The sequence below is a fragment of the Streptomyces sp. NBC_00234 genome (assembly GCF_036195325.1).
In the GTDB taxonomy this organism is placed as follows: Bacteria; Actinomycetota; Actinomycetes; order Streptomycetales; family Streptomycetaceae; genus Streptomyces.
In genome coordinates, this window is the sequence record NZ_CP108101.1 from 2,661,548 (window position 1) to 2,684,992 (window position 23,445).

General features: G+C 71.4%; 21 protein-coding genes and 2 tRNA genes. 3 read left to right on the forward strand and 20 right to left on the reverse strand.

Going from position 1 to position 23,445, the window contains the following annotated elements; all coding sequences use genetic code 11:
* Nucleotides 1-40 precede the first annotated feature (40 nt).
* The 5 genes from OG230_RS11650 to leuS all read right to left on the reverse strand — a co-directional run bounded on the left by OG230_RS11650 (nt 41) and on the right by leuS (nt 8,755).
* A complete protein-coding gene (locus OG230_RS11650) occupies nt 41-2,620 on the reverse strand; it encodes a ComEC/Rec2 family competence protein (RefSeq protein WP_328910107.1) in 2,580 nt (859 codons plus the stop codon).
* Nucleotides 2,617-3,315: a helix-hairpin-helix domain-containing protein gene (locus OG230_RS36390; protein WP_443051584.1), complete on the reverse strand. Its 699-nt coding sequence runs from the start codon at nt 3,313-3,315 to the stop codon at nt 2,617-2,619. The genes OG230_RS11650 and OG230_RS36390 overlap by 4 nt, the downstream gene beginning before the upstream one ends.
* A 672-nt stretch (nt 3,316-3,987) precedes the next feature.
* Complete coding sequence (locus tag OG230_RS11660) at nt 3,988-4,833, reverse strand: DegV family protein (protein ID WP_328910108.1); 846 nt, start codon at nt 4,831-4,833, stop codon at nt 3,988-3,990.
* 156 nt (nt 4,834-4,989) lie between these two features.
* Entirely contained in the window at nt 4,990-5,757 is a 768-nt protein-coding gene (locus OG230_RS11665) for a hypothetical protein (protein WP_328910109.1), read from the reverse strand.
* A 124-nt stretch (nt 5,758-5,881) separates the two neighbouring features.
* Nucleotides 5,882-8,755 (reverse strand): leucine--tRNA ligase, encoded by a 2,874-nt coding sequence (gene leuS / locus OG230_RS11670; RefSeq protein ID WP_328910110.1) that lies wholly within the window; start codon nt 8,753-8,755, stop codon nt 5,882-5,884.
* A 430-nt stretch (nt 8,756-9,185) separates the two neighbouring features.
* Here leuS and OG230_RS11675 point away from each other — a divergent pair, with 430 nt between their 5' ends.
* Nucleotides 9,186-10,553: a hypothetical protein gene (locus tag OG230_RS11675; protein ID WP_328910111.1), complete on the forward strand. Its 1,368-nt coding sequence runs from the start codon at nt 9,186-9,188 to the stop codon at nt 10,551-10,553.
* Nucleotides 10,550-12,124: an NADH-ubiquinone oxidoreductase-F iron-sulfur binding region domain-containing protein gene (locus OG230_RS11680; protein WP_328910112.1), complete on the forward strand. Its 1,575-nt coding sequence runs from the start codon at nt 10,550-10,552 to the stop codon at nt 12,122-12,124. The genes OG230_RS11675 and OG230_RS11680 overlap by 4 nt, the downstream gene beginning before the upstream one ends.
* Before the next feature lie 53 nt (nt 12,125-12,177).
* Here OG230_RS11680 and OG230_RS11685 read toward each other — a convergent pair.
* The 10 genes from OG230_RS11685 to OG230_RS11730 all read right to left on the reverse strand — a co-directional run bounded on the left by OG230_RS11685 (nt 12,178) and on the right by OG230_RS11730 (nt 17,118).
* Nucleotides 12,178-12,250, reverse strand: a tRNA-Ala gene (locus OG230_RS11685).
* A gap of 109 nt (nt 12,251-12,359) precedes the next feature.
* Nucleotides 12,360-12,593 carry a hypothetical protein gene (locus OG230_RS11690; RefSeq protein ID WP_073216832.1) on the reverse strand — a complete coding sequence of 78 codons (234 nt, stop codon included), beginning with the start codon at nt 12,591-12,593 and terminating at the stop codon, nt 12,360-12,362.
* A 3-nt stretch (nt 12,594-12,596) separates the two neighbouring features.
* Nucleotides 12,597-12,794: a hypothetical protein gene (locus OG230_RS11695; RefSeq protein ID WP_328910113.1), complete on the reverse strand. Its 198-nt coding sequence runs from the start codon at nt 12,792-12,794 to the stop codon at nt 12,597-12,599.
* 141 nt (nt 12,795-12,935) lie between these two features.
* Nucleotides 12,936-13,008, reverse strand: a tRNA-Ala gene (locus tag OG230_RS11700).
* A gap of 115 nt (nt 13,009-13,123) precedes the next feature.
* Nucleotides 13,124-13,777 carry a histidine phosphatase family protein gene (locus OG230_RS11705; RefSeq protein ID WP_328911375.1) on the reverse strand — a complete coding sequence of 218 codons (654 nt, stop codon included), beginning with the start codon at nt 13,775-13,777 and terminating at the stop codon, nt 13,124-13,126.
* On the reverse strand, nt 13,774-14,205 hold the full coding sequence (rsfS, locus tag OG230_RS11710; RefSeq protein WP_328910114.1) for a ribosome silencing factor: 432 nt from the start codon (nt 14,203-14,205) through the stop codon (nt 13,774-13,776). Before rsfS ends, OG230_RS11705 begins: the two co-directional genes overlap by 4 nt.
* Before the next feature lie 90 nt (nt 14,206-14,295).
* Nucleotides 14,296-16,041, reverse strand: a complete 1,746-nt coding sequence (locus OG230_RS11715; RefSeq protein WP_328910115.1) for an LCP family protein — start codon at nt 16,039-16,041, stop codon at nt 14,296-14,298.
* Nucleotides 16,042-16,060: 19 nt separating this feature from the next.
* Nucleotides 16,061-16,678 carry a nicotinate-nucleotide adenylyltransferase gene (gene nadD, locus OG230_RS11720; protein WP_328910116.1) on the reverse strand — a complete coding sequence of 206 codons (618 nt, stop codon included), beginning with the start codon at nt 16,676-16,678 and terminating at the stop codon, nt 16,061-16,063.
* 38 nt (nt 16,679-16,716) lie between these two features.
* Nucleotides 16,717-16,881, reverse strand: coding sequence for a hypothetical protein (locus tag OG230_RS11725; protein WP_328910117.1), 165 nt, complete (start codon nt 16,879-16,881; stop codon nt 16,717-16,719).
* A gap of 84 nt (nt 16,882-16,965) precedes the next feature.
* Entirely contained in the window at nt 16,966-17,118 is a 153-nt protein-coding gene (locus tag OG230_RS11730) for a hypothetical protein (RefSeq protein WP_328910118.1), read from the reverse strand.
* 111 nt (nt 17,119-17,229) lie between these two features.
* Between OG230_RS11730 and OG230_RS11735 the strand changes: the two genes are divergently transcribed.
* Nucleotides 17,230-18,342, forward strand: coding sequence for a M48 family metallopeptidase (locus OG230_RS11735; RefSeq protein ID WP_328910119.1), 1,113 nt, complete (start codon nt 17,230-17,232; stop codon nt 18,340-18,342).
* Here the strand turns inward: OG230_RS11735 and OG230_RS11740 are convergent.
* From OG230_RS11740 to proB, 5 genes are all read right to left on the reverse strand, one after another.
* On the reverse strand, nt 18,278-19,393 hold the full coding sequence (locus tag OG230_RS11740) for an SCO2583 family membrane protein (RefSeq protein ID WP_328910120.1): 1,116 nt from the start codon (nt 19,391-19,393) through the stop codon (nt 18,278-18,280). The two genes, OG230_RS11735 and OG230_RS11740, sit on opposite strands and share 65 nt — an antisense overlap.
* Before the next feature lie 231 nt (nt 19,394-19,624).
* Nucleotides 19,625-20,215: an SCO2584 family spore wall biosynthesis protein gene (locus OG230_RS11745; protein ID WP_328910121.1), complete on the reverse strand. Its 591-nt coding sequence runs from the start codon at nt 20,213-20,215 to the stop codon at nt 19,625-19,627.
* 64 nt (nt 20,216-20,279) lie between these two features.
* Nucleotides 20,280-21,563 carry a glutamate-5-semialdehyde dehydrogenase gene (locus tag OG230_RS11750; protein ID WP_328910122.1) on the reverse strand — a complete coding sequence of 428 codons (1,284 nt, stop codon included), beginning with the start codon at nt 21,561-21,563 and terminating at the stop codon, nt 20,280-20,282.
* Between the two features lie 85 nt (nt 21,564-21,648).
* Nucleotides 21,649-22,149: a hypothetical protein gene (locus tag OG230_RS11755; RefSeq protein ID WP_328910123.1), complete on the reverse strand. Its 501-nt coding sequence runs from the start codon at nt 22,147-22,149 to the stop codon at nt 21,649-21,651.
* A gap of 121 nt (nt 22,150-22,270) precedes the next feature.
* Nucleotides 22,271-23,398 (reverse strand): glutamate 5-kinase, encoded by a 1,128-nt coding sequence (gene proB, locus OG230_RS11760; protein WP_328911376.1) that lies wholly within the window; start codon nt 23,396-23,398, stop codon nt 22,271-22,273.
* Nucleotides 23,399-23,445: the final 47 nt, after the last annotated feature.

A 23,445-nucleotide genomic window follows, 5' to 3' on the forward strand; every position in this document is an offset into this window, starting at 1 on the left:
GCCAGCGACCTTGGTCCTACGACCACCGGACGCCACGCGCTCATGAACTGCCGACCGCGGTCAGTGCCGCGCCCGCCCCCGTGACGGCGATCGCACCGTCCCTGTCCGTACGCAGCACTCTCGCTCCCCCTCGGGTCAGCGCCTCGACCGTCCGGGCCGACGGATGCCCGTACGGGTTGTCCGCACCGCAGGAGATGAGGGCGAACCTCGGCCGCGCGCCACGCAGCAACGCCGCGTCCTGGTAGGCGGAGCCGTGGTGCGCCACCTTGAGGACGTCCACCCCGGGCAGCGCCGGGTGGCCGCGCAACAGCCCACGCTGGGCGGGAGGTTCGAGATCCCCGAGGAGCAGCAGCGTCAACTCTCCCGACCTGACGAGGAGGGTGACACTGGAGTCGTTCGGCTCCTCCGTCACGAAACCGGGCCCGGCGCCCCGCCCCTCGCCCTGCGGCCACAGGACCCGCCAGTCGAGCGGGCCGATCCTGCGGCGCTCCCCCGGCACCGTGCGCACCAGGGGCACCTCGGCCTCGGACGCCGTCCTACGGACGAACTCCGCCTGTTCGGGCGGCTCGTCGAGGCTCGTCGTCTGGATCGCCCCCACCGCCCGGCCACGCAGCACCCCGGGGAGACCCCTGACGTGGTCGGCGTGGAAATGGGTGAGGAGCAGCAACGGCACCCGCGTGACGCCGAGATCCCGCAGACAGCTGTCGACGAGCCGGGGTTCGGGCCCCGTGTCGACGACCACTCCCGAACCGTCACCCGCCGCGAGGACCATGGCGTCGCCCTGCCCCACATCGCACAGGGCGAACGCCCAGTGGGGCGGCGGCCATCCGGTCATGATCCGGGTGAGCGGCGCCGGCCGCAGGACGGCGAGGACCAGGAGCAGTGCGGCGGCCGAACAGACCCAGGGCCGCCGGGCCAACCGGCGGGCGAGGAGCAGGAGCAGAACGGTGAGGGCGGCCAGCAGCGCCGCACCCCGCCAGCCACCGGGCCAGTCGGCCTCCGCCCCGGGAAGCGCCGCCCCGGTCCGGGCCACGGAAGCGATCCACCCGACCGGCCATCCCGCCACCCGAGCCAGCAGCTCGGCCACGGGCAGCGCGACCGGGGCGACGGCGAGCGCCGCGAACCCGAGCACCGTCGCGGGCGCCACCGCGAACTCGGCGAGCAGATTGCAGGGAATCGCCACCAGACTCACCCGCGAGGCGAGGACGACCACGACGGGCGCACACACAGCCTGGGCGGCAGCCGCCGCGGCGACCACTTCGGCGATCCGTGGCGGAACCCGGCGCCTGCGCAGAGCGGCGCTCCACCGGGGCGCGAGAGTGAGGAGCGCTCCGGTGGCCAGGACGGAGAGCAGGAACCCGTAACTGCGGGCCAGCCACGGGTCGTAGAGCACCAGCAGCAGCACGGCGGCGGCCAGCGCCGGAATCAGTGTTCTGCGGCGGCCCGTTCCGATGGCGAGCAGGGTGATGAGCCCGCAGGCCGCCGCGCGCAGAACACTCGGTTCGGGACGGCAGACCACGACGAAGGCGAGCGTCAGCCCACCGCCGATGAGCGCGGTCGTCCGCAAGGAGATCCCCAACCGAGGCGCCAGCCCACGGCGTTCGGTGCGCAGGGCCATGCCCGGTGGGCCGATGAGCAGAAAGAGGATCACCGACAGATTCGCACCTGAGACAGAGAGCAGGTGCGTGAGGTCGGTGGCCTTGAAGGCGTCCTCAAGCTCGGGAGTGACCCGCGAGGTGTCGCCGACGACCAGCCCCGGCAGCAGCGCCCGCGCATCCGCGTCCAGTCCGTCGGTCGCTTCCCGCAGACCGGACCGCAGCCTCCCCGCCGTGCGTTGGAGGAGGGTCGGCCCGCCGGTGATCCGTGGCGGCTCGTCGGCGTCGGTGCGCAGGACGGCGGCGATGCGCTCCGTGTCACGTTGCGGAGGTGCGAGCCCGCCGTTCAGTCGGATGCGGGTGGAGGGCAGCAGCCGTCGCCAGTGCGCCTGCGCGTCACCGGGCGCGACCATGACGAGCACCGGCGTACGGAGCCGCGTCACGGCTCCGTCGGCCGCGGTCAGGCGCTCGACCTCCGCCTCCAGGAGAAGGGAGGCCGGTGTGCTGTGATCGCCCCGGACGCGTGGCCGCGACGGCCGGGGGTCCGAGGTGACCGTGGCCTCCACCACGACCCGGGTGTAGGTGTCCGCCAGCCCCGGAAGCGGCCCGTTCCCGGCTTCGGCGCCATGCAGTCCGGCCACCGACGCACCTGCCGCCGCGGACAGCAGCACGGCGGCGACCGCGGTGGCCCGCACCTGCCGTCCCGTGGATGCGGACCGCCCCCGGTTGCCGGCCGCCGCTGCCCGCGCCGAGGCCAGAAATCCCACAGCCGCACAGACACAGGCCACCACGCCCACAGCCACCCACCGCCCCGGTGCCCCCAGCGCGAGTGCCGCGGCGGCCCACACCGCCAGGGCGGGAGGGACCAGTCGCAGATCGGCAGGCCCTTCCTGCCGCGGGTCGGAGGCGCCCAGCCTCCCGCCGGCTGCCGTGTGGACGTCGGGGGCGTCCGGGGCGCTGAGTGCGTTGGGTGCGTTGGGTGCGTTGGGTGCGACGGGGACGTCGGGGACGTCGGGGACGTTCATGGCCGGACCAGTGGCTGAAGGTCCTCGAACCGGCGGTCGCCGATCCCGTCGACTTCGCGCAGTTCGTCCACGGACCGGTAACCACCGTGCTCGGCGCGGTAGTCGACGATGTGCTGGGCGAGCACCGGCCCGACACCGGGCAGAGTCTCGAGCTGGTCGACCGTCGCCGTGCTGAGGCTCAGCGGCGCCGCAGGACCTACCGGCCCCGTCGCCCCCGCTCCCGGACCACCACCTCCCGCGCCACCGACGGGCCACGGACCGCCGGGTGCACCGACGACGACCTGCTCCCCGTCCGCCAGGACCCTCGCCCGGTTGAGCCCCGTGACATCCGTACCGTCGCGCACCCCACCGGCGGCCCGCAGCGCGTCCGCCACCCTCGACCCGGGCGGCAGACGCCGGATTCCGGGCCGCCGCACCTTGCCGCTCACATCGACGACGATCTGCCCGCCCGGTGCGACGGCGGGCGGCAGGCCGGGGGACGGCTCCGGCCGCAGCGGCGCCCCGGAATCCTCGGACCCCGGGTCCCCCGGTACCCCTGACGCGGTTGCACCCTCCTTCACCGGTTCGGGAGCGCTGACGGCCTGCGGCCGGCCCGACCAGAAGTGCACCCCCGCCAGAACCGCGGCCACGACCATCACCGCACCGAGCGCCGCGAGGGGCCTCGGTTCCAGGCCGCAGCGCAGCTGAAGCCACAGCGGCAGCCGGTCCCGCAGTGCGGGAATCACCCGGTCCAGCCGACCTGGCCGCTGCGGCTCGGCCTCCCCCGCCGGTAGTGGCAGTTCGGCAGGTGCCGGTTCGGCTCCCACAGCCGGCACGAGCGTCGAGGGGAATGCGAAGTCAGAAGCGGAAAGGGAGGACCGCTCGCCGGTACGGCCGCCGTACGCCCCCGCCATCAGCTCGTCCGCCCGGTGCCGGGACGCTGCCGCGACAGCCGCCGACCGCCCACGCGACGACCGCCGTTGCCCGCGGCGAGCACGGTGGCGGGCGCCGGGCCCGAGGCCCGCCCCGGCCGCACCGCGACCGGGCCCACGGCCGGCCCCACCGACCGCGCGAGGCCCCGGACGACCACGCGACGATCCCGGACCCGGAGCCGAGCCGGGACGTACATCCGCAGCCGCATCCGCACGCGCGGCCACGGGCATGTCCACGGACGCGTCCGCAGGCGCGTCCCCTGGCGGGGACAAGGACGGGGAAGGGCCCGAAGGCGGGTCCTGAGACGGAGACAAGGAGACGGAACGGGCTGCGTGAAGCGATCGGAGGGCCATGCCTCATGACGTTAGGCATATCTGCCCGAACCTGCCGAGCGCCCTCAATTCCGGTGGAAAACCATGCAGTTGTGGATAACTCCCTCACTCGCCGGAGTGAGTTCAGCGCGGTGAGATCACCGCTCCGAGCAGCCCCGGCCCGGTGTGCGCCCCGATCACCGCGCCCACCTCGCTGACATGCAGATCCACCAGTCCGGGCACCCGCTCACGCAGCCGCTCGGCCAGCCGCTCCGCCCGGTCGGGAGCGGTCAGGTGGTGCACGGCGATGTCCACGGCCCCCGCACCGGCCCGCTCCACGACCAGCTCCTCCAGCCGGGCGATCGCCTTCGAGGCCGTCCGTACCTTCTCCAGCAGCTCGATCCGGCCGCCTTCCAGCTGAAGCAGCGGCTTCACGGCGAGCGCGGAACCCAGCAGCGCCTGCGCGGCGCCGATGCGACCGCCCCGGCGCAGGTAGTCGAGTGTGTCGACATAGAAATAGGCGGAGGTGGCGGCGGCCCGCTTCTCGGCGGCGACCACCGCGTCGTCCAGACTGCCCCCCGCCTCGGCGGTCTCCGCCGCCGCCAGGGCACAGAACCCCAGCGCCATGGCGACCATGCCGGTGTCCACCACACGTACCGGCACCGGCGCGTCCTTGGACGCGAGCAGCGCGGAGTCGTACGTCCCCGAGATCTCGGCCGACAGATGCAGGGAAACGATGGCCGTCGCCCCGGCATCGGCCGCCGCCCGGTACGCGGCGGCGAAGACCTCGGGGTTGGGCCGGGACGTCGTCACGGAGCGGCGCTTCTGCAGGGCGGAGGCCAGCGAGCGGGCCGAGATCTCCGTGCCCTCCTCCAGAGCCTGATCACCCAGGACGACGGTCAGCGGCACCGTGGTGATGCCGTGCCGTTCCATCGTCTCGGGCGGCAGGTAGGCCGTTGAATCGGTGACGATCGCGACATGGCGGGACATGAGCCGGAGGTTACCTTCCGGGGCGGGGGCACAGCAGCCCGGCCCCGATCGGCTGATCGATTCCGGTCGCTTCGGATCGGATACTGCCACGTCCGGCCACAGTGCTTCACACCGCCCGGTCTCCCCGGGCAGTGCGGCTGAACTGGGCCGACCCGTTCAGTTGGTCGTTTCCGGTCTTGCCGACTTCTGCCACGGGTAGCCGGCGGCGCGCCTCGGGTCAGCGGCCGTGATCGCCTGCGGCGTGTCGGTGTCGGCCTGCCCCGACGCGTCGGGCCGGGTGCCGTCACGATCACCCCGCCCCGCGTCCCCCTGCGACTGCTGCTGCGGCTCGTCCTGCCCCTGCGACCAGTCGTGCGTCCGCGTGGACGCCTGCGGCTCCTCCACCGTCCAGTGGCGCAGCGCCCCGGCCTCCACGTCGATCTGTGCGTTCAGCGCGTCCAGGTCGTCGTCGGCGAACTGACGGGCCCGGTCGCGTGCCGCCCAGCGCAGCGACTCCGCCGAGTGCGTGATGCGCTGGGTGCGTTCCTTCAGGCCCGGCAGCAGCGAAGCCACGGTCGCCCGGTCCGGCTCGCGCTCCAGCCGCTTCAGCTCGTCGTCGAGTTCACGGCCGTGCACGCTCAGCCGCTCGAACAGCCCCAGCGACTCCGAGAGGGACGCGTCCTCCGCCAGTCCGGCGTGCAGCGCGTCCTGGGTGGCCCGCATCGACGTACGCAGGGTGAGCCGCAGCTGTGCCAGTTCGCCCGGCACACCCGGCTGCCCGTAGCTCTTCGCCCGGAGCGTGGTCTCCTCGACGGTCCGGCGCGCCTGCGTGATCGTACGGTCCACGCCGCGCCTCGCCGCGCCGACGACCTTGACGCCCGCGTACACGCCCAACGCCACGAACGCGACGAACAGCAGCGCCAGAATCGTGATCACGACTTCCATGAGCGCCCCTCGGTTTCCGGTTCGGCTGCCGGTGTGCCGGTCGCCACTTCTACCGTAAACGGAACAGGCAGGCCAGGGGTTCCAACGGAACCCCCAACCTGCCCGTAGGGGAAAGCCCCGACCGTCACGCAGGGACGATGTTGACCAGCTTCGGCGCGCGCACGATCACCTTGCGGATGCCCGCACCGCCCAGCGCGGCGACGACGCCCGTGTCGGCCAGCGCCAGTGCTTCCAGGTCCGCGTCCGTGATCGACGGCGAGACCTCCAGGCGTGCCCTGACCTTGCCCTTGATCTGCACCACGCAGGTCACCGTCTCGTCGACGACGTACGCCGGGTCGGCGACCGGGAAGTCCTGGTGGACGACGGACTCCGTGTGGCCCAGTCGGCGCCACAGCTCCTCCGCCACGTGCGGCGCCAGGGGCGCCACCAGCAGCACCAGCGACTCGGCGACGGAACGCGACAGCGGGCCGCCGGCCTTGGTCAGGTGGTTGTTCAGCTCGGTGACCTTGGCGATGGCGGTGTTGAACCGCATGCCCGCCATGTCCTGGCCGACCCCGTCGATGGCCTTGTGCAGGGCGCGCAGCGTGTCCTCGCCGGGCTCCGTGCCGACGACGGTGACCTCGCCGGTCTCCTCGTCCACGATGTTGCGCCACAGCCGCTGCAGCAGGCGGAACTGGCCGACCACGGCGCGCGTGTCCCACGGCCGCGAGACGTCCAGGGGGCCCATCGCCATCTCGTACAGACGCAGCGTGTCCGCCCCGTACTCGCCGCAGATCTCGTCGGGCGTCACGGCGTTCTTCAGGGACTTGCCCATCTTGCCCAGGACGCGGCTGACCTTCTCGTCCTGGTAGTAGTACGCCCCGTCACGCTCCTCGACCTCGGCGGCCGGGACCGCGATGCCGCGGCTGTCGCGGTAGACGAACGCCTGGATCATGCCCTGGTTGTACAGCTTGTGGAACGGCTCGGCGGACGAGATGTGTCCCAGGTCGTGCAGCACCTTGGACCAGAAGCGGGCGTACAGCAGGTGCAGCACGGCGTGCTCGGCACCGCCGACGTACAGGTCGACGCCGCCGGTCGGCTGTCCCTCGCGCGGGCCCATCCAGTACTGCTCGATGGCGGGGTCGACCAGCTTCTGGCCGTTGTTCGGGTCCAGGTAGCGCAGCTCGTACCAGCAGGAGCCCGCCCAGTTGGGCATGGTGTTGGTCTCGCGACGGTACTTCCGCGGGCCGTTGCCGTCGCCCAGGTCCAGGGTGACGTTCACCCAGTCGGCGTTGCGGGACAGCGGGGTCTCGGGCTGGGTGTTGGCGTCCTCGGGGTCGAAGGTGCGCGGCGAGTAGTCCTCGACCTCCGGCAGCTCCAGGGGCAGCATCGACTCGGGCAGCGGGTGGGCGATGCCCTCCTCGTCGTACACGATCGGGAACGGCTCGCCCCAGTAGCGCTGGCGGCTGAACAGCCAGTCGCGCAGCCGGAAGTTCACGGTGCCCTCGCCGACGCCGTGCTCCTTCAGCCACTCCGTGATCTTCGCCTTGGCGTCGACCACTCCCAGGCCGTCCAGCGAGATCTCGTCGTTCGCCGAGTTGACCAGCTTCGCCTCGTACGAGGAGAAGGCGTCGTCCCAGGCCGAGGTGTCCGTGCCGCGGTCGTCCGAGGGCTCCACGACACAGCGCATCGGCAGCTCGAAGGCGCGCGCGAAGGCGAAGTCGCGGGCGTCGTGCGCCGGAACGGCCATGATCGCGCCGGTGCCGTAGCCCATCAGGACGTAGTCGGCGATGAAGACGGGCACCTTGTCGCCGCTGACCGGGTTGGTCGCGTACGCGCCGGTGAAGACGCCGGTCTTGTCCTTGGCCTCGGCCTGCCGCTCCACGTCGGACTTGGCCGCGGCCTGCTTGCGGTACGCGGTGACGGCCTCGGCCGGGCTCGCGTGGCCGCCGGTCCACACCGGCTGCGTGCCCTCGGGCCACGCGGCCGGGATGATCCGCTCGACCAGTTCGTGCTCGGGCGCCAGCACCATGTAGGTGGCGCCGAACAGGGTGTCCTGGCGGGTGGTGAACACGGTCACGGCGCCGGCGCCGTCGACCGGGAAGTCCACCCGGGCACCCTCCGAGCGGCCGATCCAGTTGCGCTGCTGCAGCTTGATGGCCTCGGGCCAGTCCAGCCCGTCCAGGTCGTCCAGCAGCCGGTCGGCGTAGGCGGTGATGCGCATGTTCCACTGGCGCAGCTTGGCCTTGAAGACCGGGAAGTTGCCGCGCTCGGAGCGGCCGTCGGCCGTCACCTCTTCGTTGGCCAGCACGGTGCCCAGGCCCGGGGACCAGTTGACGGGTGCGTCCGAGGCGTACGCCAGGCGGTACTCGCCCAGGACGTCGGCGCGCTCGGCGGCGCTCAGCTCACTCCAGTCACGGCCGTCCGGGGTGGCACGCGAGCCGCCCTCGAACTGCGCGACCAGCTCCGTGATCGGACGGGCCCGGCCGGCCTCGGTGTCGTACCAGGAGTTGAAGATCTGCAGGAAGATCCACTGCGTCCACTTGTAGTACTCCGCCTCGATCGTCGCGAACGAACGGCGGTTGTCGTGGCCCAGGCCCAGCCGGCGCAGCTGGACCTTCATGTTCTCCATGTTGGCCTCGGTGGAGGCCCGCGGGTGCGTGCCGGTCTGCACGGCGTACTGCTCCGCGGGCAGGCCGAAGGCGTCGAAGCCCAGGGTGTGCAGGACGTTGTGCCCGGTCATGCGCTGGTGGCGGGCGTACACGTCGGTGGCGATGTATCCCAGCGGGTGGCCTACGTGCAGACCCGCACCCGAGGGGTACGGGAACATGTCCATGATGAACTTCTTGGGCTTGGCGACCAGTTCCGGATCGCCCGCCAGGTCACCGGTCGGGTTGGGGGCCTCGTACGTCCCCTCGGCGTCCCAGAAGTCCTGCCAGCGTGCCTCGATGTCGGCGGCCATCGCCGCCGTGTAGCGGTGCGGCGCAGCCGTCTCGGCTGCGGTATTCGTCTCGCTCATGATCCTCAAAGCTCCATCGATCGTCATCTGCCGGCGCCCACGTCTACGGACACACGTCTACGGAAACGAAAAATCCCCTCGCACAGGAGGGGACGCCGCGCCGATTCCGACCAGGCATTCTCACCGGTCGGGAGTGATCAGCGCGGCTCGCTAAGCAGAAGGCGTACGGCACGCATGGCGTCAGGGTACCGCACGGGGCCGGAGCCCGGCCGGGGGCCGCCGGTCCGTGGACGGGCGGCCGGGACGGAACGTCCGGGAAGCGGGGGTTACTCCGCGTACCTACCTCTATCGGGGCAACCATTCAATCCCCGTACTGGCCGGTATGGAGCGACTTAGCATGCCGCAACGGGACCGCATTGCCGAACCATTCGGAGTCGCCCCAATGAACCCTCATCGCAAGAACCGCTCATCCCCCACAATGAGCCCCGGAATGAGCCGTCCCATGCAAGGCGGACTGACCGTCGCCCTGCTGGTTCTCATCCCGCTGCTCGCCGTCGCAGGGAGCGACGACTTGCGCGCCGCGCTCGACTTCACCACCGGCGTTCTTTCCCTGGTGTCGCTCACCGCGACCGTCGCCTGGGGCCTGCTGGCCACTGACCGGCTGTTCCTGTCCACGCGTCAGCGGCTGCTCGCCCAGGGCATCCACCGGGCCACCGCCGTGGCCTCGCTCGGCTTTCTCCTGCTCCACGTCACCGTGAAGGTCGCCCTCGGGCATGTGGCGCTCGTCGGCGCCCTCGTACCCTTCGGTCTCGGAGTACGCGGCACGGCCGGTCTCATCGGTTTCGGCTCGCTGGCCGGACTGCTGATGATCGTCACCGCCGCGACCGGCGCCCTGCGGAGCGCCTTCGTCCATCCGTCCCCTTCCACCACCCTGCTGGGGAGCTCGCTGCGCTCCCCCCTGAAGGCGGGCCGGTTCGCGGGCCGCTGGCGCGCCCTGCACGGGCTGGCCTACCCGGCCTGGTGCTCGGCACTGATCCACGGCCTGTACGCGGGCCGGGCCGCCGCGACCTGGGTCGTCGTGATGTACGGCCTGTGCTTGCTCGCGGTGGCGGCGGCACTGTGCCTGCGGCTCCTCCCGCAGCCCGAGAAGCGCCGGATCGCCGCCCTGATCACCTCGCTGATCAGCCCCGACACGCTGCCCGCCGAGCCGGACCCGGACGCCCGCGCCGCCCCGCCGGCCGGCCCCGGGAGCGCACCGGACCACGACGCTCCCGGACGGTTCGATCGGGGGTGGCGCGAGCCCGACCGTGAGGTCCGGGGCACTCCCATCCGCCCCAGGACCCTCGCGGCCCCCTCCCCTCCCCTGTACGAGGCCCCGCCGCGCAGCTCCGAGCGGCTCGGCGGGGACCCTGGTCCGGCCGCCGGGGCGCCGCTCAAGGGCCCGGGGATCGCTGCCGCCTACCGGGCCGTCTCCCTCTCCCCCGACCCGCCGCCCGCCCAGCCGGACAGCCGCTGGCCCACCCCGTCGCCCGCTCCGCCCGCACAGGCGGTCAGGCCGCCGCAGGACCCCGGGCACGCCTACGCCGCCGAGCAGGAAGGGCCGTACAACGCGTCGCCGCACACCGCGTACGACGCCACCCCGCACGCCGCACCGCCGTACGGCGCCACCCCGCCGCACACGACCCCCTATCCGACCGCCTCGTACCCGGCCTCCCCGTACGTCCCCGGCTCCGAGGCGCCGACCGGTCCGCTCCCCGCCGTCGGCGAGACGGCGTACGACACCGGGCCACGGCCCGGACCGCTCTATCCACCACCCGCCGGTGAACCCTGGCACGCACCCGCTGGAGACCGACCGTGAACGTCCCCCTCCCCGATGTCCCCGAAGTGCGCGTCGTCGGCCTGCCACAGCTGACCAGCGGCTTCGACCTGGTGGAGCGACTCGACCTCGGCATGCACCTGAAGGTGCACGGACCGCTCGAACCGATGACCGGCGAGCGCCTCGCCGAGCTGGCCGAAGCCATCTCCCTGTGCGGCCGGGGCGGTGCCGGATTCCCGTTCGGGAGGAAGCTGCGCGCGGTGGCCAAGGCGTCCATCCGCCGCGGTGTCCGGCCCGTCGTCGTGATCAACGGAAGCGAGGGCGAGCCCGCCTGCCGCAAGGACACCGTGCTGCTCAACCGCGCCCCGCACCTCATCCTGGACGGCGCCCTGCTGGCCGCCGAGGCCCTCGGCGCGCGCACCCTGATCGTCGCGGTCACACGTAACTCCACGGAGATATCCGTCCGGGCGGCCCTGGCCGAGCGCGGCCTGTCCGACAGGCGGGGGCAGCAGTTGCGGGCCCGGGTGGTGCGCACCCCGGAACGGATGGTCTCGGGCGAGGCTTCGGCGGTCATCCGGGCGGCGAGCGGCGGTCCCGCGCTGCCGCCCGGCCGCCGGGAACGGGCCGCCGAGGCAGGCGTCGGCGGTGCCCCGACGCTGCTGTCGAACGCGGAGACCTACGCCCAGCTCGCCGTCGCCGCCCGGATCGGACCCCGGCGCTACGGCCACACCGGGCTGCCCGACGAGCCCGGCACGGTCCTGCTCACCGTCTCCGGCTCCGTATCGCGCCCGATGGTCATCGAGGTGCCGACCGGGGTGCCGCTGCGGTACGTGCTCCAGCTGGCCGGTGCGCCTCCGCTCCCCCAGGGCGTGCTGACCGGCGGATATCACGGCAACTGGATCGACTCGGTCGCCGCGCACGACGCCGTCGTCTCCGTCAGGTCCCTGGCCGCGGTGGGCGGCGCACTCGGGGCCGGCGCCATCCTGCCGATCGCGCCCGGAACCTGTCCGCTCGGTGAGTCGCTGCGCATCGCGAACTGGCTGGCCGCGGAGACGGCGGGCCAGTGCGGGCCGTGCAAGCTCGGGCTCCCGGCCGCCGCCGGCGGCCTCTCCGATGTCCTGAACGGTGGCGGACCGGCAGCGCTGGAAGCCTTGCGCGAGGTGACCCAGGCGGTGAAGGGCCGGGGCGCGTGCAAGCACCCCGACGGCTCCGCGCGCTTCCTGGCCTCGACCCTGTCCGCGTTCACCGACGACCTCGCCGCGCACGTCCTGGACGGCGGCTGCGGCCGGGACACCCTCGGAGTGCTGCCGCTGCCCGGACCGGGCTACCAGGATCTGGAGGAGTCCATTCCGAGCGGCGGGAAGCTGGCGGTCGACTGGACGCTCTGTCAGGGCCACGGGCTGTGCGCCGACATCGTCCCCGAGCTCATCCGGCTGGGCCCCGACGGGTATCCGGCACTCGCGGACGCCTCGGTTCCGATGCATCTGCGCGGGCGGGCCCAGCGGGCCGTACGGCGCTGCCCGGAACTCGCGCTCCGCATCGAGCAGGCACCGGCCGAGCGCCCCGCCCTGCCGAGCACCAACCGCAAGGCCCTGGGCAGCGGACGCAGTTGAACCTGAACGACGAAGAGCGGGTCATCCGATCCGGATGACCCGCTCTTTCACTGTGGAGCTAAGGAGAATTGAACTCCTGACCTCCTGCATGCCATGCAGGCGCTCTACCAACTGAGCTATAGCCCCTCGCTGCTTGCCGCCCGGTTTCCCTTGGCGACATCGAGAACATTACACGGTCCCCCCGGTCCTCCACCAAATCGTTTCCCGTCTGGGCCGTTTTGCCCGATTTCGGGGGTCAGGCGGTGGCGAAGGAGTAGAACCGCTTGAGGGTGCAGTGCTCCTCCAGGAGCCTCCCGTAGATCGGCTCCCCCTCCAGCTCCCGGTAGGTCTCGATGGGGTCGCCTTTTATGATCAGCGCCCGCGCGCACTCCTCGCACCAGTACTGGTACTCCGGGTTGACCGGATCCATGTCCCGGACGATGGGCGTACCACTGCCGCACCAGTCGCATTTACGCCTGTGTGCACCCATCAGTCAGCTCCAGCTGTGGCCGCAGGCCGTGCACCCGTAGGAAACCCCGCCGTTGTCACCCAGGACCTGGGCCACTTGGGACGAACTGCAGGACGGACAGCCGAGCACAGAGAAGGGGGCAAGGGGCGGAGTGGGACGCGAGGGGCGGGAGGCGGCGGGTGTGACGGGCAGGTCCGGGACCTGTTCGCGACTCGCAGGCATCGCGCTCCCTCCCGATCGGTCCTTCGCCCCCTCCGGCGCTCCGATTCTGCCATGGCCCCGCAAGGGGGTCAGCCCGCCGAGGAGCCGGCCTTCCGGGTAACGAAAAGATCCCGCCCCCAACCGGGGACGGGATCTTGATTGTGGAGCTAAGGAGAATTGAACTCCTGACCTCCTGCATGCCATGCAGGCGCTCTACCAACTGAGCTATAGCCCCGCTGTTCGCTTTCTTTCCCGCGTTTCCGCGCTGCGAACAAGAAGAACTTTAGCCTGCGACCAGCCAGAAAGTGAAATCCGGCCGACGTCGCCCGGAGACGGCCTCCGGGCAGCGGTCAATCGTCGTCGCCCAGCACCGGTTCCGGCAGTGTCCCGGCGTTGTGTTCGAGCAGACGCCAGCCGCGCGCGCCCTCACCGAGGACGGACCAGCAGCAGTTGGACAGACCGCCGAGCCCTTCCCAGTGGTGGGCGTCCAGGCCGAGCAGACGGCCGATGGTCGTCCGGATCGTGCCTCCGTGGCTGACCACGACGAGCGTGCCGCCGTCGGTCAGCTTGTCGGCGTGCTGCAGCACCACCGGGGCGGCCCGGTCGGCGACCTCGGTCTCCAGCTCGCCCCCGCCGCGGCGCACGGGCTCGCCGCGCTTCCAGGCGGCGTACTGCCCGGCGTACTGCTCGACGATCTCGTCGTGCGTGAGCCCTTGCCAGGCGCCCGCGTACGTCTCGCGCAGGGCGGAGTCGTGCGCCACCGGGAGACCGGTGACCGCGGCGAGCTCAGCCGCTGTGGCCGATGCCCTCCGCAGGTCCGAGGCGACGATCGCATCGGGCTTCAACGAGGCGAGCAGCCGGGCGGCCCGACGGGCCTGCCCGATGCCGGCTTCGGTGAGCTCGATGTCCGTGGAGCCCTGAAAACGGCGCTCCAGATTCCACGCCGTCTGACCATGACGCCAGAGGACGATCCTGCGGCCCCTGCCGCTGCTGCTGCCGTTCAGTGCTGCTCACCTTCCGGGATGCCGTTGAGCTGTGCGTGCTCCTCGGCCTTGCCGCGGGTCTTGAGCGCGTCCTCGGGGAGGCCGATCTCGGGGCAGTCCTTCCACAGGCGCTCGAGCGCGTAGAACACGCGCTCCTCGCTGTGCTGGACGTGGATCACGATGTCGACGTAGTCGAGGAGGATCCAGCGGGCGTCGCGGTCACCCTCGCGGCGCACCGGCTTGGCGCCGAGCTCCTTCTGGAGCCGCTCCTCGATCTCGTCGACGATCGACTTGACCTGGCGGTCATTGGGGGCCGAGGCCAGCAGGAAGGCGTCGGTGATCGACAGCACGTCGCTGACGTCGTAGGCGATGATGTCGTGCGCGAGCCGGTCGGCGGCCGCCTGAGCGGCGGCGTTGATGAGCTCGATGGAGCGGTCCGTGGCGGTCACATGCAGGCTTTCGTCGGCGGTCAGATCAACCTCTAGGGTCTCACGGACCGCCGACAGCCCCTACGACGATCGTTCGATCGCGCCGTTTCGCTATTTGATCTTGTAGTTCTGGCCGAGTACGACGGACACGTCGGCGTTGGCGGCGGGCTTGCCCTTCTGTACCGAGCTCGTCGGCAGTCCCAGCGTCTTGGCCACCTCGGTGGCCTTCGCCTTGTCCTCGGCCGTCCTGTAGAAGACCGCGGACGACGTCGCGGGGTCGCCCTTCCCCCCGTCCACGAAGGTGTAGCCGCCGTTGAGCAGCTGCACCCGGGCCCTTTCGGGGGCGTCCGTGTTCCCGGTGGCGTTCTTGATGCCCACCCGGACGGCCGCGTCCTTCTCCGGAGCCTTGACCGCCCCGCCGAGCACGTCCTTGACCACGCTGTCCGCGGCCTTCTCGGTGAGCGTGCCGTCGGCCTGGACCGGCAGCAGTGCCGTCTTGTAGCTGCCGACCTTGGCGTGTCCGGCGAGCTTCGCGAGGGACGCTCCGAGGTCCTGCTCGGGCAAGGACGGGTCGAGGATCTGTCCGAGCGTCTGCACGGTGACCGTCGCGGCCTTCGGGTCCTCCGACAGCTTGCGCAGGACGCCCCGCATGACCTGGCCGAACCGCAGCAGCTGCTTCGCCTCGGGCTCGTCGGGCCCGCGGTAGGTGGCGTACGCGACGGCCATCTGGCCGCTCAGCGTCTGCGCCTCCCCCTTGTTGACCAGCGGCGAGGCGCCCTTCTTGGCATCGGGCACATCGGTGTCGGTGTCGACCTCGATGTTGCCGACCAGCTCGACCAGGTTCTCCAGGTACGGAGTGTCGAGCCGCCAGGTGCCGCTGATGCTCGTGCCCAGGAGGGTGTCGATCGACTCGCTCGTGGCGCTGGACCCGTCGTCGTCGACGGACTTGCCGAGCGTGGTGGTCGAGCCGTCGTCGTTGGCGACGGCGAGCGAGTTGGGCAGGAGGACGGTGGTGCCCTGTTCGGTCGTGACGTTGTCGACGAGCAGCGCCGTGGAGGTGCCGCCCTTCTTGGTGTTGTGGAGGTGGACGACGATGACGTCCCGCTGCTGCGGGCCGGCCTGGGTGGCCTCCTGGCCGTCCGATCCGGAGAGACCGGGAATCTTGTCGGCGCTCCAGAGGTAGCCCACGCCGCCGACCACCACGAGCGCCGCGACGACGATCAGGGCGACGATCCGCTTGCGGCCCCGGCGCCGCGCCTCCTCGCGCCGCTCGCTGCGGCTCTCGGTGAACTTCAGCCAGTCGATGACGTCTTCGGAGTCCTCGTCGGGCTCCTCGATGAACGAGAACTGCTCGGTGCGGTAGTCGGGAGCGGCCCGGCGCTGCCCGGGTACGGCGGGCTCCGGGTCGCTCTCGTACGGGCGCTCGGGCTCAGGCGGCGCCACGGCCGGCGCGGCGCCCTGCGGCGGCATGCTCCACTGCTGGGTGGCGTCGGCCGCTGCGGGCTGCTGCTGCCTGCCCTGGTCGTAGCCGTAGTCCCCGTAGCCACTGTCGTAGCCGTGCCCCTGGGGCTGCTGCGAGGGCTGGCCGGGATGGTGCTGCGGCGCGGCCTGCGGCTGCTGGGGAGCGTAGGGGTCGTACTGCTGGGGCTGCTGCGGCGGCTGGGCGTACGGGTCGTATCCGTAGCCCTGGTCGCCACCCTGACCCTGCTGGGGCTGCTGGCCCTGCTGGGGCTGCGCGGCGTACGGGTCGTACGGCTGCTGGCCCGGCTGCTGGTACACCGGCTGCCCGTACTCGTCGTAGCCGATGACCTGAGGCTGCTGGAAGTACGGGTCGTACGGGTTCTGTCGGTCGTTCACCGGTGCCCCTCTCCGTGGCTCATTCGCCGCGGTACAGCTGGCGCTTGTCGATGTACCGGACCACTCCGTCCGGCACCAAATACCAGACCGGATCCCCCTGCGCGACTCTCGCACGGCAGTCCGTGGACGAGATGGCCAGCGCCGGAACCTCCACGAGGGAGACACCGCCCTCGGGCAGTCCGTCGTCCGTGAGCACGTGCCCCGGGCGGGTCACCCCGATGAAGTGGGAGAGCGAGAACAGCTCCTCCGCGTCCCGCCAGGTGAGGATCTGGGACAGCGCGTCCGCGCCGGTGATGAAGAAGAGGTCCGCGTCACCGTGGATCGCACGCAGGTCCCGCAGCGTATCGATGGTGTACGTCGGTCCGCCACGGTCGATCTCGAGGCGGCTCACGGAGAACTGCGGGTTCGAGGCGGTGGCGATGACCGTCATCAGATAGCGGTCCTCGGCCGGCGAGACCTGCTTGTGGCTCTTCTGCCACGGCTGCCCGGTCGGGACGAAGATGACCTCGTCGAGGTGGAACTGGGCGGCCACTTCACTGGCCGCCACCAGGTGTCCATGATGGATCGGGTCAAATGTCCCGCCCATCACGCCGAGTCGGCGTTTGCCGCGGCCGGTAGGCACTTCCTGCTCTCCCATGCGTGCAGACCCTACTGGTACGGCCGTACGCCTCTGCCTCAGCGGTCGCGGTTGAAGCGGGTGGTGATCCACAGCAGGAGCAGCAGCGCGACGAACGCACCACCGCCGGTGAGGTACGGGTTGAGGCTTTCGTGGTTACCACCGGACTCGCCGCCTTCGGAGGCGAGAGTGACCAGCTGGTGCGCGGTGCTCGTGAGGCTCATCTTCGGCGGGACCTTTTCGTCGGGAGTCGGAAGGAAGACGTCGCCGACATCGTATGCGTGCGCCTCGGGCACGCTCACGCCGACTCAGTCGTTGTTGTCGTCGTTGCCGTATCCGCGCAACAGGAACCATGCGAGCAGGGCGGCTCCGACGATCGAGACGAGCAGCACGATCCGAAGCGTGTCACCCATTCCCTGGTCCTCGGACGCGGCAGCGAGCAGTGCGGCGGTGTACGGCATTTCGGGCGCTCCTCAAAGTTATCCACAGCCCCCCGCACACCGTAGCGCCAGCACATACGCTGGGATTTGTCAGGGGGACGAGCGACGTCTCGTACGAACAGGGGGCCTTCCATGACCGACAGCCACGAGAACGTGCCGAGCAGGCAGCGCAGGCGATTTCCGGGTATTTCCTCCCGGGCGTACGAGCACCCGGCGGACCGCTCGGCCCTGGTGGCACTGCGCAAGCTGACCGGCTTCGACACCGTCTTCAAGGCGCTCAGCGGGCTTCTTCCCGAGCGCAGTCTGCGACTGCTCTTCCTCTCCGACTCCGTCCGGGTGAGCGACGCCCAGTTCGCCCACCTCAACGCCATGCTGAGGGACGCCTGTTACATCCTGGACCTGGAGAAGGTCCCTCCGATGTACGTCGCCCAGAACCCGCAGCCGAACGCGATGTGCATCGGTCTCGACGAGCCGATCATCGTGGTGACGACGGGCCTGGTCGAGCTGCTGGACGAGGAGGAGATGCGGGCCGTCGTGGGCCACGAGGTGGGTCACGCGCTCTCCGGCCACTCGGTGTACCGCACGATATTGCTCTTCCTCACCAATCTGGCCGTCAAGGTGGCCTGGATCCCGCTCGGCAATGTCGCGATCATGGCGATAGTGACGGCGCTGCGCGAGTGGTTCCGCAAGTCGGAGCTGTCCGCGGACCGGGCGGGACTGCTGGTGGGCCAGGACCTCCAGGCGTCGATGCGCGGTCTGATGAAGATCGCCGGTGGCAACCACCTGCACGAGATGAACGTGGACGCGTTCCTCGCCCAGGCGGACGAGTACGAGAAGGCCGGCGACCTGCGCGACTCCGTGCTGAAGATCCTCAATGTGCTGCCGCGGACGCATCCGTTCACCGCGGTGCGGGCCGCCGAGCTGAAGAAGTGGTCGGAGACCCGCGACTACCAGCGGATCATGGACGGCCACTACCCCCGGCGCGACGAGGACAAGGACACCTCGGTGACGGACTCCTTCCGGGAGTCGGCCTCGCACTACGCGGACACCGTGCGCACCAGCAAGGACCCGCTGATGAAGCTCGTGGGCGACATCGCCGGCGGTGCGGGCGATCTGGGCGGCAAGCTCCGGGACAGATTCACGGGCGGGGGCAGCGGCACCGGGTCCACGGACGGCGGGTCTACGGACGGCGGGAGCCGTCGTCCGCAGGACCCGGAGGAGGGTTCTGGGCCGACGGGGAGCTGACCGCCAGCGTCCCGCACAGCGCCACCGTGCGCCGGCCCGTGGCGTACGGGTCGGTGCCGGCCGGTCCCTTGGTGTCCGACCGCTCCCCCGCGAGCAGCGGCACGAGCGCACCGGCGGTGTCCGCCGAGCACGTCTGGGGTCCGGCCTGGACCTGGGCGGTCCTGACCTCCAGCCGGTGGAGCCGCAGGTCCTCCCGGTCGAACTGGAAGTGCAGCTCCCGCCGCACGGTGAACAGCGAGGCACCGTCCGCCTTCTGCGGGCCGGAGACGACCGGGCGCAGCGCGTATGTGAACGTGTGGTCGGACACCACTTCCAGGGTGTCCGCTCCCGCCTCGGTGTACGCCAGCGTGCCCTGGACCCTGACCTTCGGGTCGGCGAGCTCCACGTCGTCCGGATCGAACCGCACCAGCCAGCCGGTGGCGGAGTGCTGTCCGTCGTTGGCCGGTGAACTCATGCTCCGGTCGAACTGGGCCGTCTGGTCGGGATCGAGCAGCCGCCCGACCGGCCGGGTGGACGTTCCGGTGAGCACGTCGGGGTCGAGCGAGGACTCCACCAGGTAGTCCTTGGCCGTGGTCAGGGCAGCCATCACCTGGCTGTCGGAGAAGCTGTGCGTGCGCCGGACCACGGGCAGGGTGATGCCTTCGGCGCCGGACCGGAATTCCGCTGCCGGGCTCTCCGCGTACAGCGCGGCGGGGGTGCCGCCCGGCACGACCCCCTGGGGGGTGAGGGGCACCACGGTCGTCCTGAGCGGCTCGGCCCGCCTGACGGTGGGGGCCGGGTAGGGGTGACGGAAGCCGATGTACACGGCGGTGGCGAAGGCCAGGGCGATGAGCACGACGAGGGCGATGGCCGCCTTGGAGCCGTTGCGGGCGGCGCGGCCGGGCAGCGAGCGGACCGCGAGGGCGTGGTCGCCCATCCGTTCCTTCGCGGAGAACTCCTGAAGCCGGGCAGCGCGCACAAACGATTCGTCGAAGACGAGTGAGCGGTACTCGTCCTCGCCACCCGCCGGGTTCTCGGGTGGGCCTTCTGGCGGTTCTCCACGGCCAGTCATGACTTCTCCCGATCTCCACGCCACCGGCCGGGAGCCGGGAGCGCGACGGTCTGCTTCGGCCGGAAGGCGTCGGGCAGGTCCTGTCCGGCATCTGCGCGGTCCACGGCCGGACAAGTGAGAAGCCCCCTCCGGAAGAGAAGAGGGGTCACATCTTCAGGGTAGGTCGATTACCGGGAAGGTAAACGCGGGGGACGCCAGAAGAAGGAGGGCATCCGCAGGGACGGCCCTCCGTCAGGGGGTGCGGGGGACGGCGGAGACCGCCGGCCGTGACCGCTCCGCGGAGCCCGAGGGGTCCGCGCCGGGCTTGTCGACGCCGCTCGTCACCGGCTGCGGGATCTGGTCCTGACGGTTTCCGGCGGCGCCCCGGTACACGGCGGAGAAGGCCAGGGCGACCATGCCGATGCCCATGAGGAGGGCGAGCAGCCAGGCCACCGGCCGGTGCCACCGCGCCGTGCCGCGGTAGGGGCGCAGGGCGCCGCCGTGACGCCCGTACGGGCCGCTGTAGTCGTCCTCGTCCCCGTCGAGGTCGTCGGAGTCCCCGAAGGACCGCCTGCGGCCGTACAGGCCGTCCGCGCCGTAGCCCTCGTCGTAGAGGTCGTCGTCGAGGGGGCCGCCGCCGGAGCGCGCGCGGGCCGCTTCGGCCTCGGCGCGCGCCTGCGCTGCGGAGAGCAGTCGCTCCACCGCGGTGGGTTCATGGACCTCTGCGGCCCGTACGAAGTCCTCGTCGAACACCACGGAGGCGAAGTCCTCGTCCGCGCCCCCGCGGTCGTCGTCGGGCTCCCAGCCGTCCTGGAACGGCCTGCCTCCCACGTCGTCCGGCACGGTTTCAGCGTAGCCGCGCCGGGGCGTTTTGGGCAGAGAGCGCACAAACTCGCCCCACCCGCGGCTACCGGATGTGGCCGTCGCCGGTCACGATGTACTTCGTGGACGTCAGCTCCGGAAGCCCCATGGGGCCCCTGGCGTGCAGCTTCTGCGTGGAGATGCCGATCTCGGCGCCGAACCCGAACTGGCCGCCGTCCGTGAAGCGCGTGGAGGCGTTCACCGCGACCGTCGTGGAATCGACCAGCTGGGTGAAACGGCGCGCCGCCGCCTGCGACGTGGTCACGATCGCCTCGGTGTGGCCCGAGGACCAGAGCCGGATGTGCGCGACCGCGGCGTCCAGCGATTCGACGACGGCGGCCGCGATGTCGTACGAGAGGTACTCCGTCTCCCAGTCCTCCGGTGTCGCCTCCACCACGGTGGCCTTCGACCCCTCGGCGTACTCCACGACCCGTTCGTCCCCGTGGACCGTCACCCCGGCCTCGGCCAGGGCGTCCAGGGCCCTGGGGAGGAACTCCGCGGCGATGTCCTTGTGGACGAGCAGGGTCTCGGCGGCGTTGCACACGCTGGGGCGCTGCGCCTTCGAGTTGATCAGGATGCCGACGGCCATGTCGAGGTCGGTCTGCGCGTCCACGTAGACGTGGCAGTTGCCGGTGCCGGTCTCGATCACGGGCACCGTGGACTCCTCCACGACGGTGCGGATCAGCGAGGCGCCGCCGCGCGGGATCAGTACGTCGACCAGGCCGCGGGCCCGCATCAGCTCCCGTACCGAATCGCGGCTCTCCCCCGGCACCAGCTGCACCGCGTCGGCAGGGAGCCCGGAGCCTCCGACGGCGTCGCGCAGCACCCGTACCAGGGCCACGTTCGAGGCGTAGGCGGACGAGGAGCCCCGCAGGAGTACGGCGTTGCCCGACTTCAGGCAGAGGGCCGCGGCGTCCACCGTCACGTTGGGCCTGGCCTCGTAGATGATCCCGACCACGCCGAGCGGCACCCGGACCTGGCGCAGGTCGATGCCGTTGGGGAGGGTCGACCCGCGCACCACTTCGCCGACCGGGTCGGGCAGGGCCGCCACGTCGCGCACATCGGCGGCGATGGCACGGATGCGCTCGGGGGTCAGGGTGAGCCGGTCGACGATCGACTCGCTGGTGCCGGCCTCGCGGGCCCGGGCGACGTCCTCGGCGTTCGCCGCGACGATCTCGCCGGTACGCACTTCGAGCGCGTCCGCGATCGCCAGCAGCGCGTCGTCCTTCGCCGCGCGCGGCAGTGGCGCGATGTCGGCGGCGGCTGCGCGTGCCCGGTAGGCGGCCTGGGCGACCGGGGACATGTTGTCGTACGGCGAAAGCGTGGTCATGCCCGCAGAGTAGTGCGCACGCTGCGGGCATCTCTCACGCATCCCGTGATACGAGACGGCCGTCCCGAAAGGACTGCCGGCCCGCTCAGTACGGGTGCACCCCGACCGGGGCCGCGGGCGGTGGCCCGTACCCCTCGGCGATGCGCAGGTGGTACGTCTCCCTGTCGATGACCTCCAGGCCGACGATCTCCCAGGGCGGGAGCTTGGCGCTGGAGCGGTGCTCTCCCCAGAGCCGCAGCGCGACCGCCGCGGCGTCGTGGAGGTCGCGGGCCTCTTCCCAGTAGCGGATCTCCGCGTGGTCGTTGGCGTAGCGGCTGGTGAGCAGGAACGGGTGGTCGTGCGCCAGCTGTTCGAGGCCGCGTCTGACCTCCTTCAGCGGGATCTCCGTACCGGAGACGCTGAGGGTGATGTGCCAGAGCTTCGACTGGGTCCGTTCCTCGCGGGCCGCCATCGGTTCCTGGTCGGTCGCGCGGTCCGTGGTGCGGTCTGCGGGCAGCCCTGCGCCGAAGTCGGAGCCCGCTCCGACGCTGGTCAGGGCGCGGCTTCCCGTCCCTCGGGGCGGCGCCCCCGGGCGCGCTCGTCTCACCGGCGGCCTCCTGTGAATGCGTTGCTGTGCTGTACGCCTTGTGTCCCCGCTACAAAGTTGACCAGTCCGAGGGCGGGCGTGGGGCGCTTTTGGTGAAGGTCTCCGCCGAATGTCCGGACTTTCAGCCGATTCGGGGGGTGAGTCCGGGCGCCAGGATGACCAGATCGTCCCTGTGTACGACCTCGCGTTCGTAGGCGGGGCCGAGCTCCCGTGCCAGGTCGCGGGTGGACCGGCCGAGCAGCTGCGGGATCTCCTTGGCATCGAAGTTGACCAGGCCGCGGGCCACGGCCCGGCCGGAGAGGTCGCGCAGCTCCACCGGGTCGCCCGCGGTGAACTCCCCCTCGACCGCGGAGATTCCGGCGGGCAGGAGCGAGGTGCGACGGTCCACCACGGCCCGTACGGCGCCGTCGTCGAGGGTCAGGGCGCCCTGCGGGGTCGACGCGTGGGCGAGCCAGAGCAGCCGGTCCGCGGAGCGTCGTCCGGTCGGTTGGAAGTACGTGCCGGTGTCCCGGCCCGCGAGGGCGTCGGCGGCCCGGCTCGCGGAGGTCAGGACGACGGGGATTCCGGCCGCGCTGGCGATCCGGGCGGCTTCGACCTTGGTGACCATGCCGCCGGTCCCGACGCCCGCCTTCCCGGCGCTGCCGATCGTGACACCTTCCAGGTCCTCGGGCCCGTTGACCTCCGCGACCCGCGAGGCGCCCGGGGTCCGGGGGTCTCCGTCGTACAGGCCGTCGACGTCGGAGAGGAGGACCAGGAGATCGGCGTGGACGAGGTGGGCGACGAGCGCGGCGAGCCGGTCGTTGTCGCCGAACCGGATCTCGTCGGTGGCCACGGTGTCGTTCTCGTTGACGACGGGCAGCGCGCCCATGTCGAGGAGCTGGTCGAGCGTGCGGTACGCGTTGCGGTAGTGGGCGCGTCGGCTGGTGTCGTCGGAGGTGAGGAGCACCTGTCCGACGCGTACGCCGTAGCGCGCGAACGAGGCCGTGTAGCGGGCGACCAGGAGTCCCTGGCCGACGCTGGCGGCGGCCTGCTGGCGGGCCAGGTCCTTCGGTCTGCGGACCAGTCCGAGCGGGGCGAGTCCGGCGGCGATCGCACCGCTGGAGACGAGGACGATCTCCTTCTCCCCGCCGCTCCTGACGTTGGCCAGGACATCGACGAGCGCGTCGACGCGGTCGGCGTCGAGGCCGCCTGCCGCCGTCGTGAGAGAGGAGGAACCGACCTTGACCACGATCCTGCGGGCGCCGGTCACGCCCGGCCTGGCAGCTGACACGTACTTCCTCACTCTGGCTGGCCCGG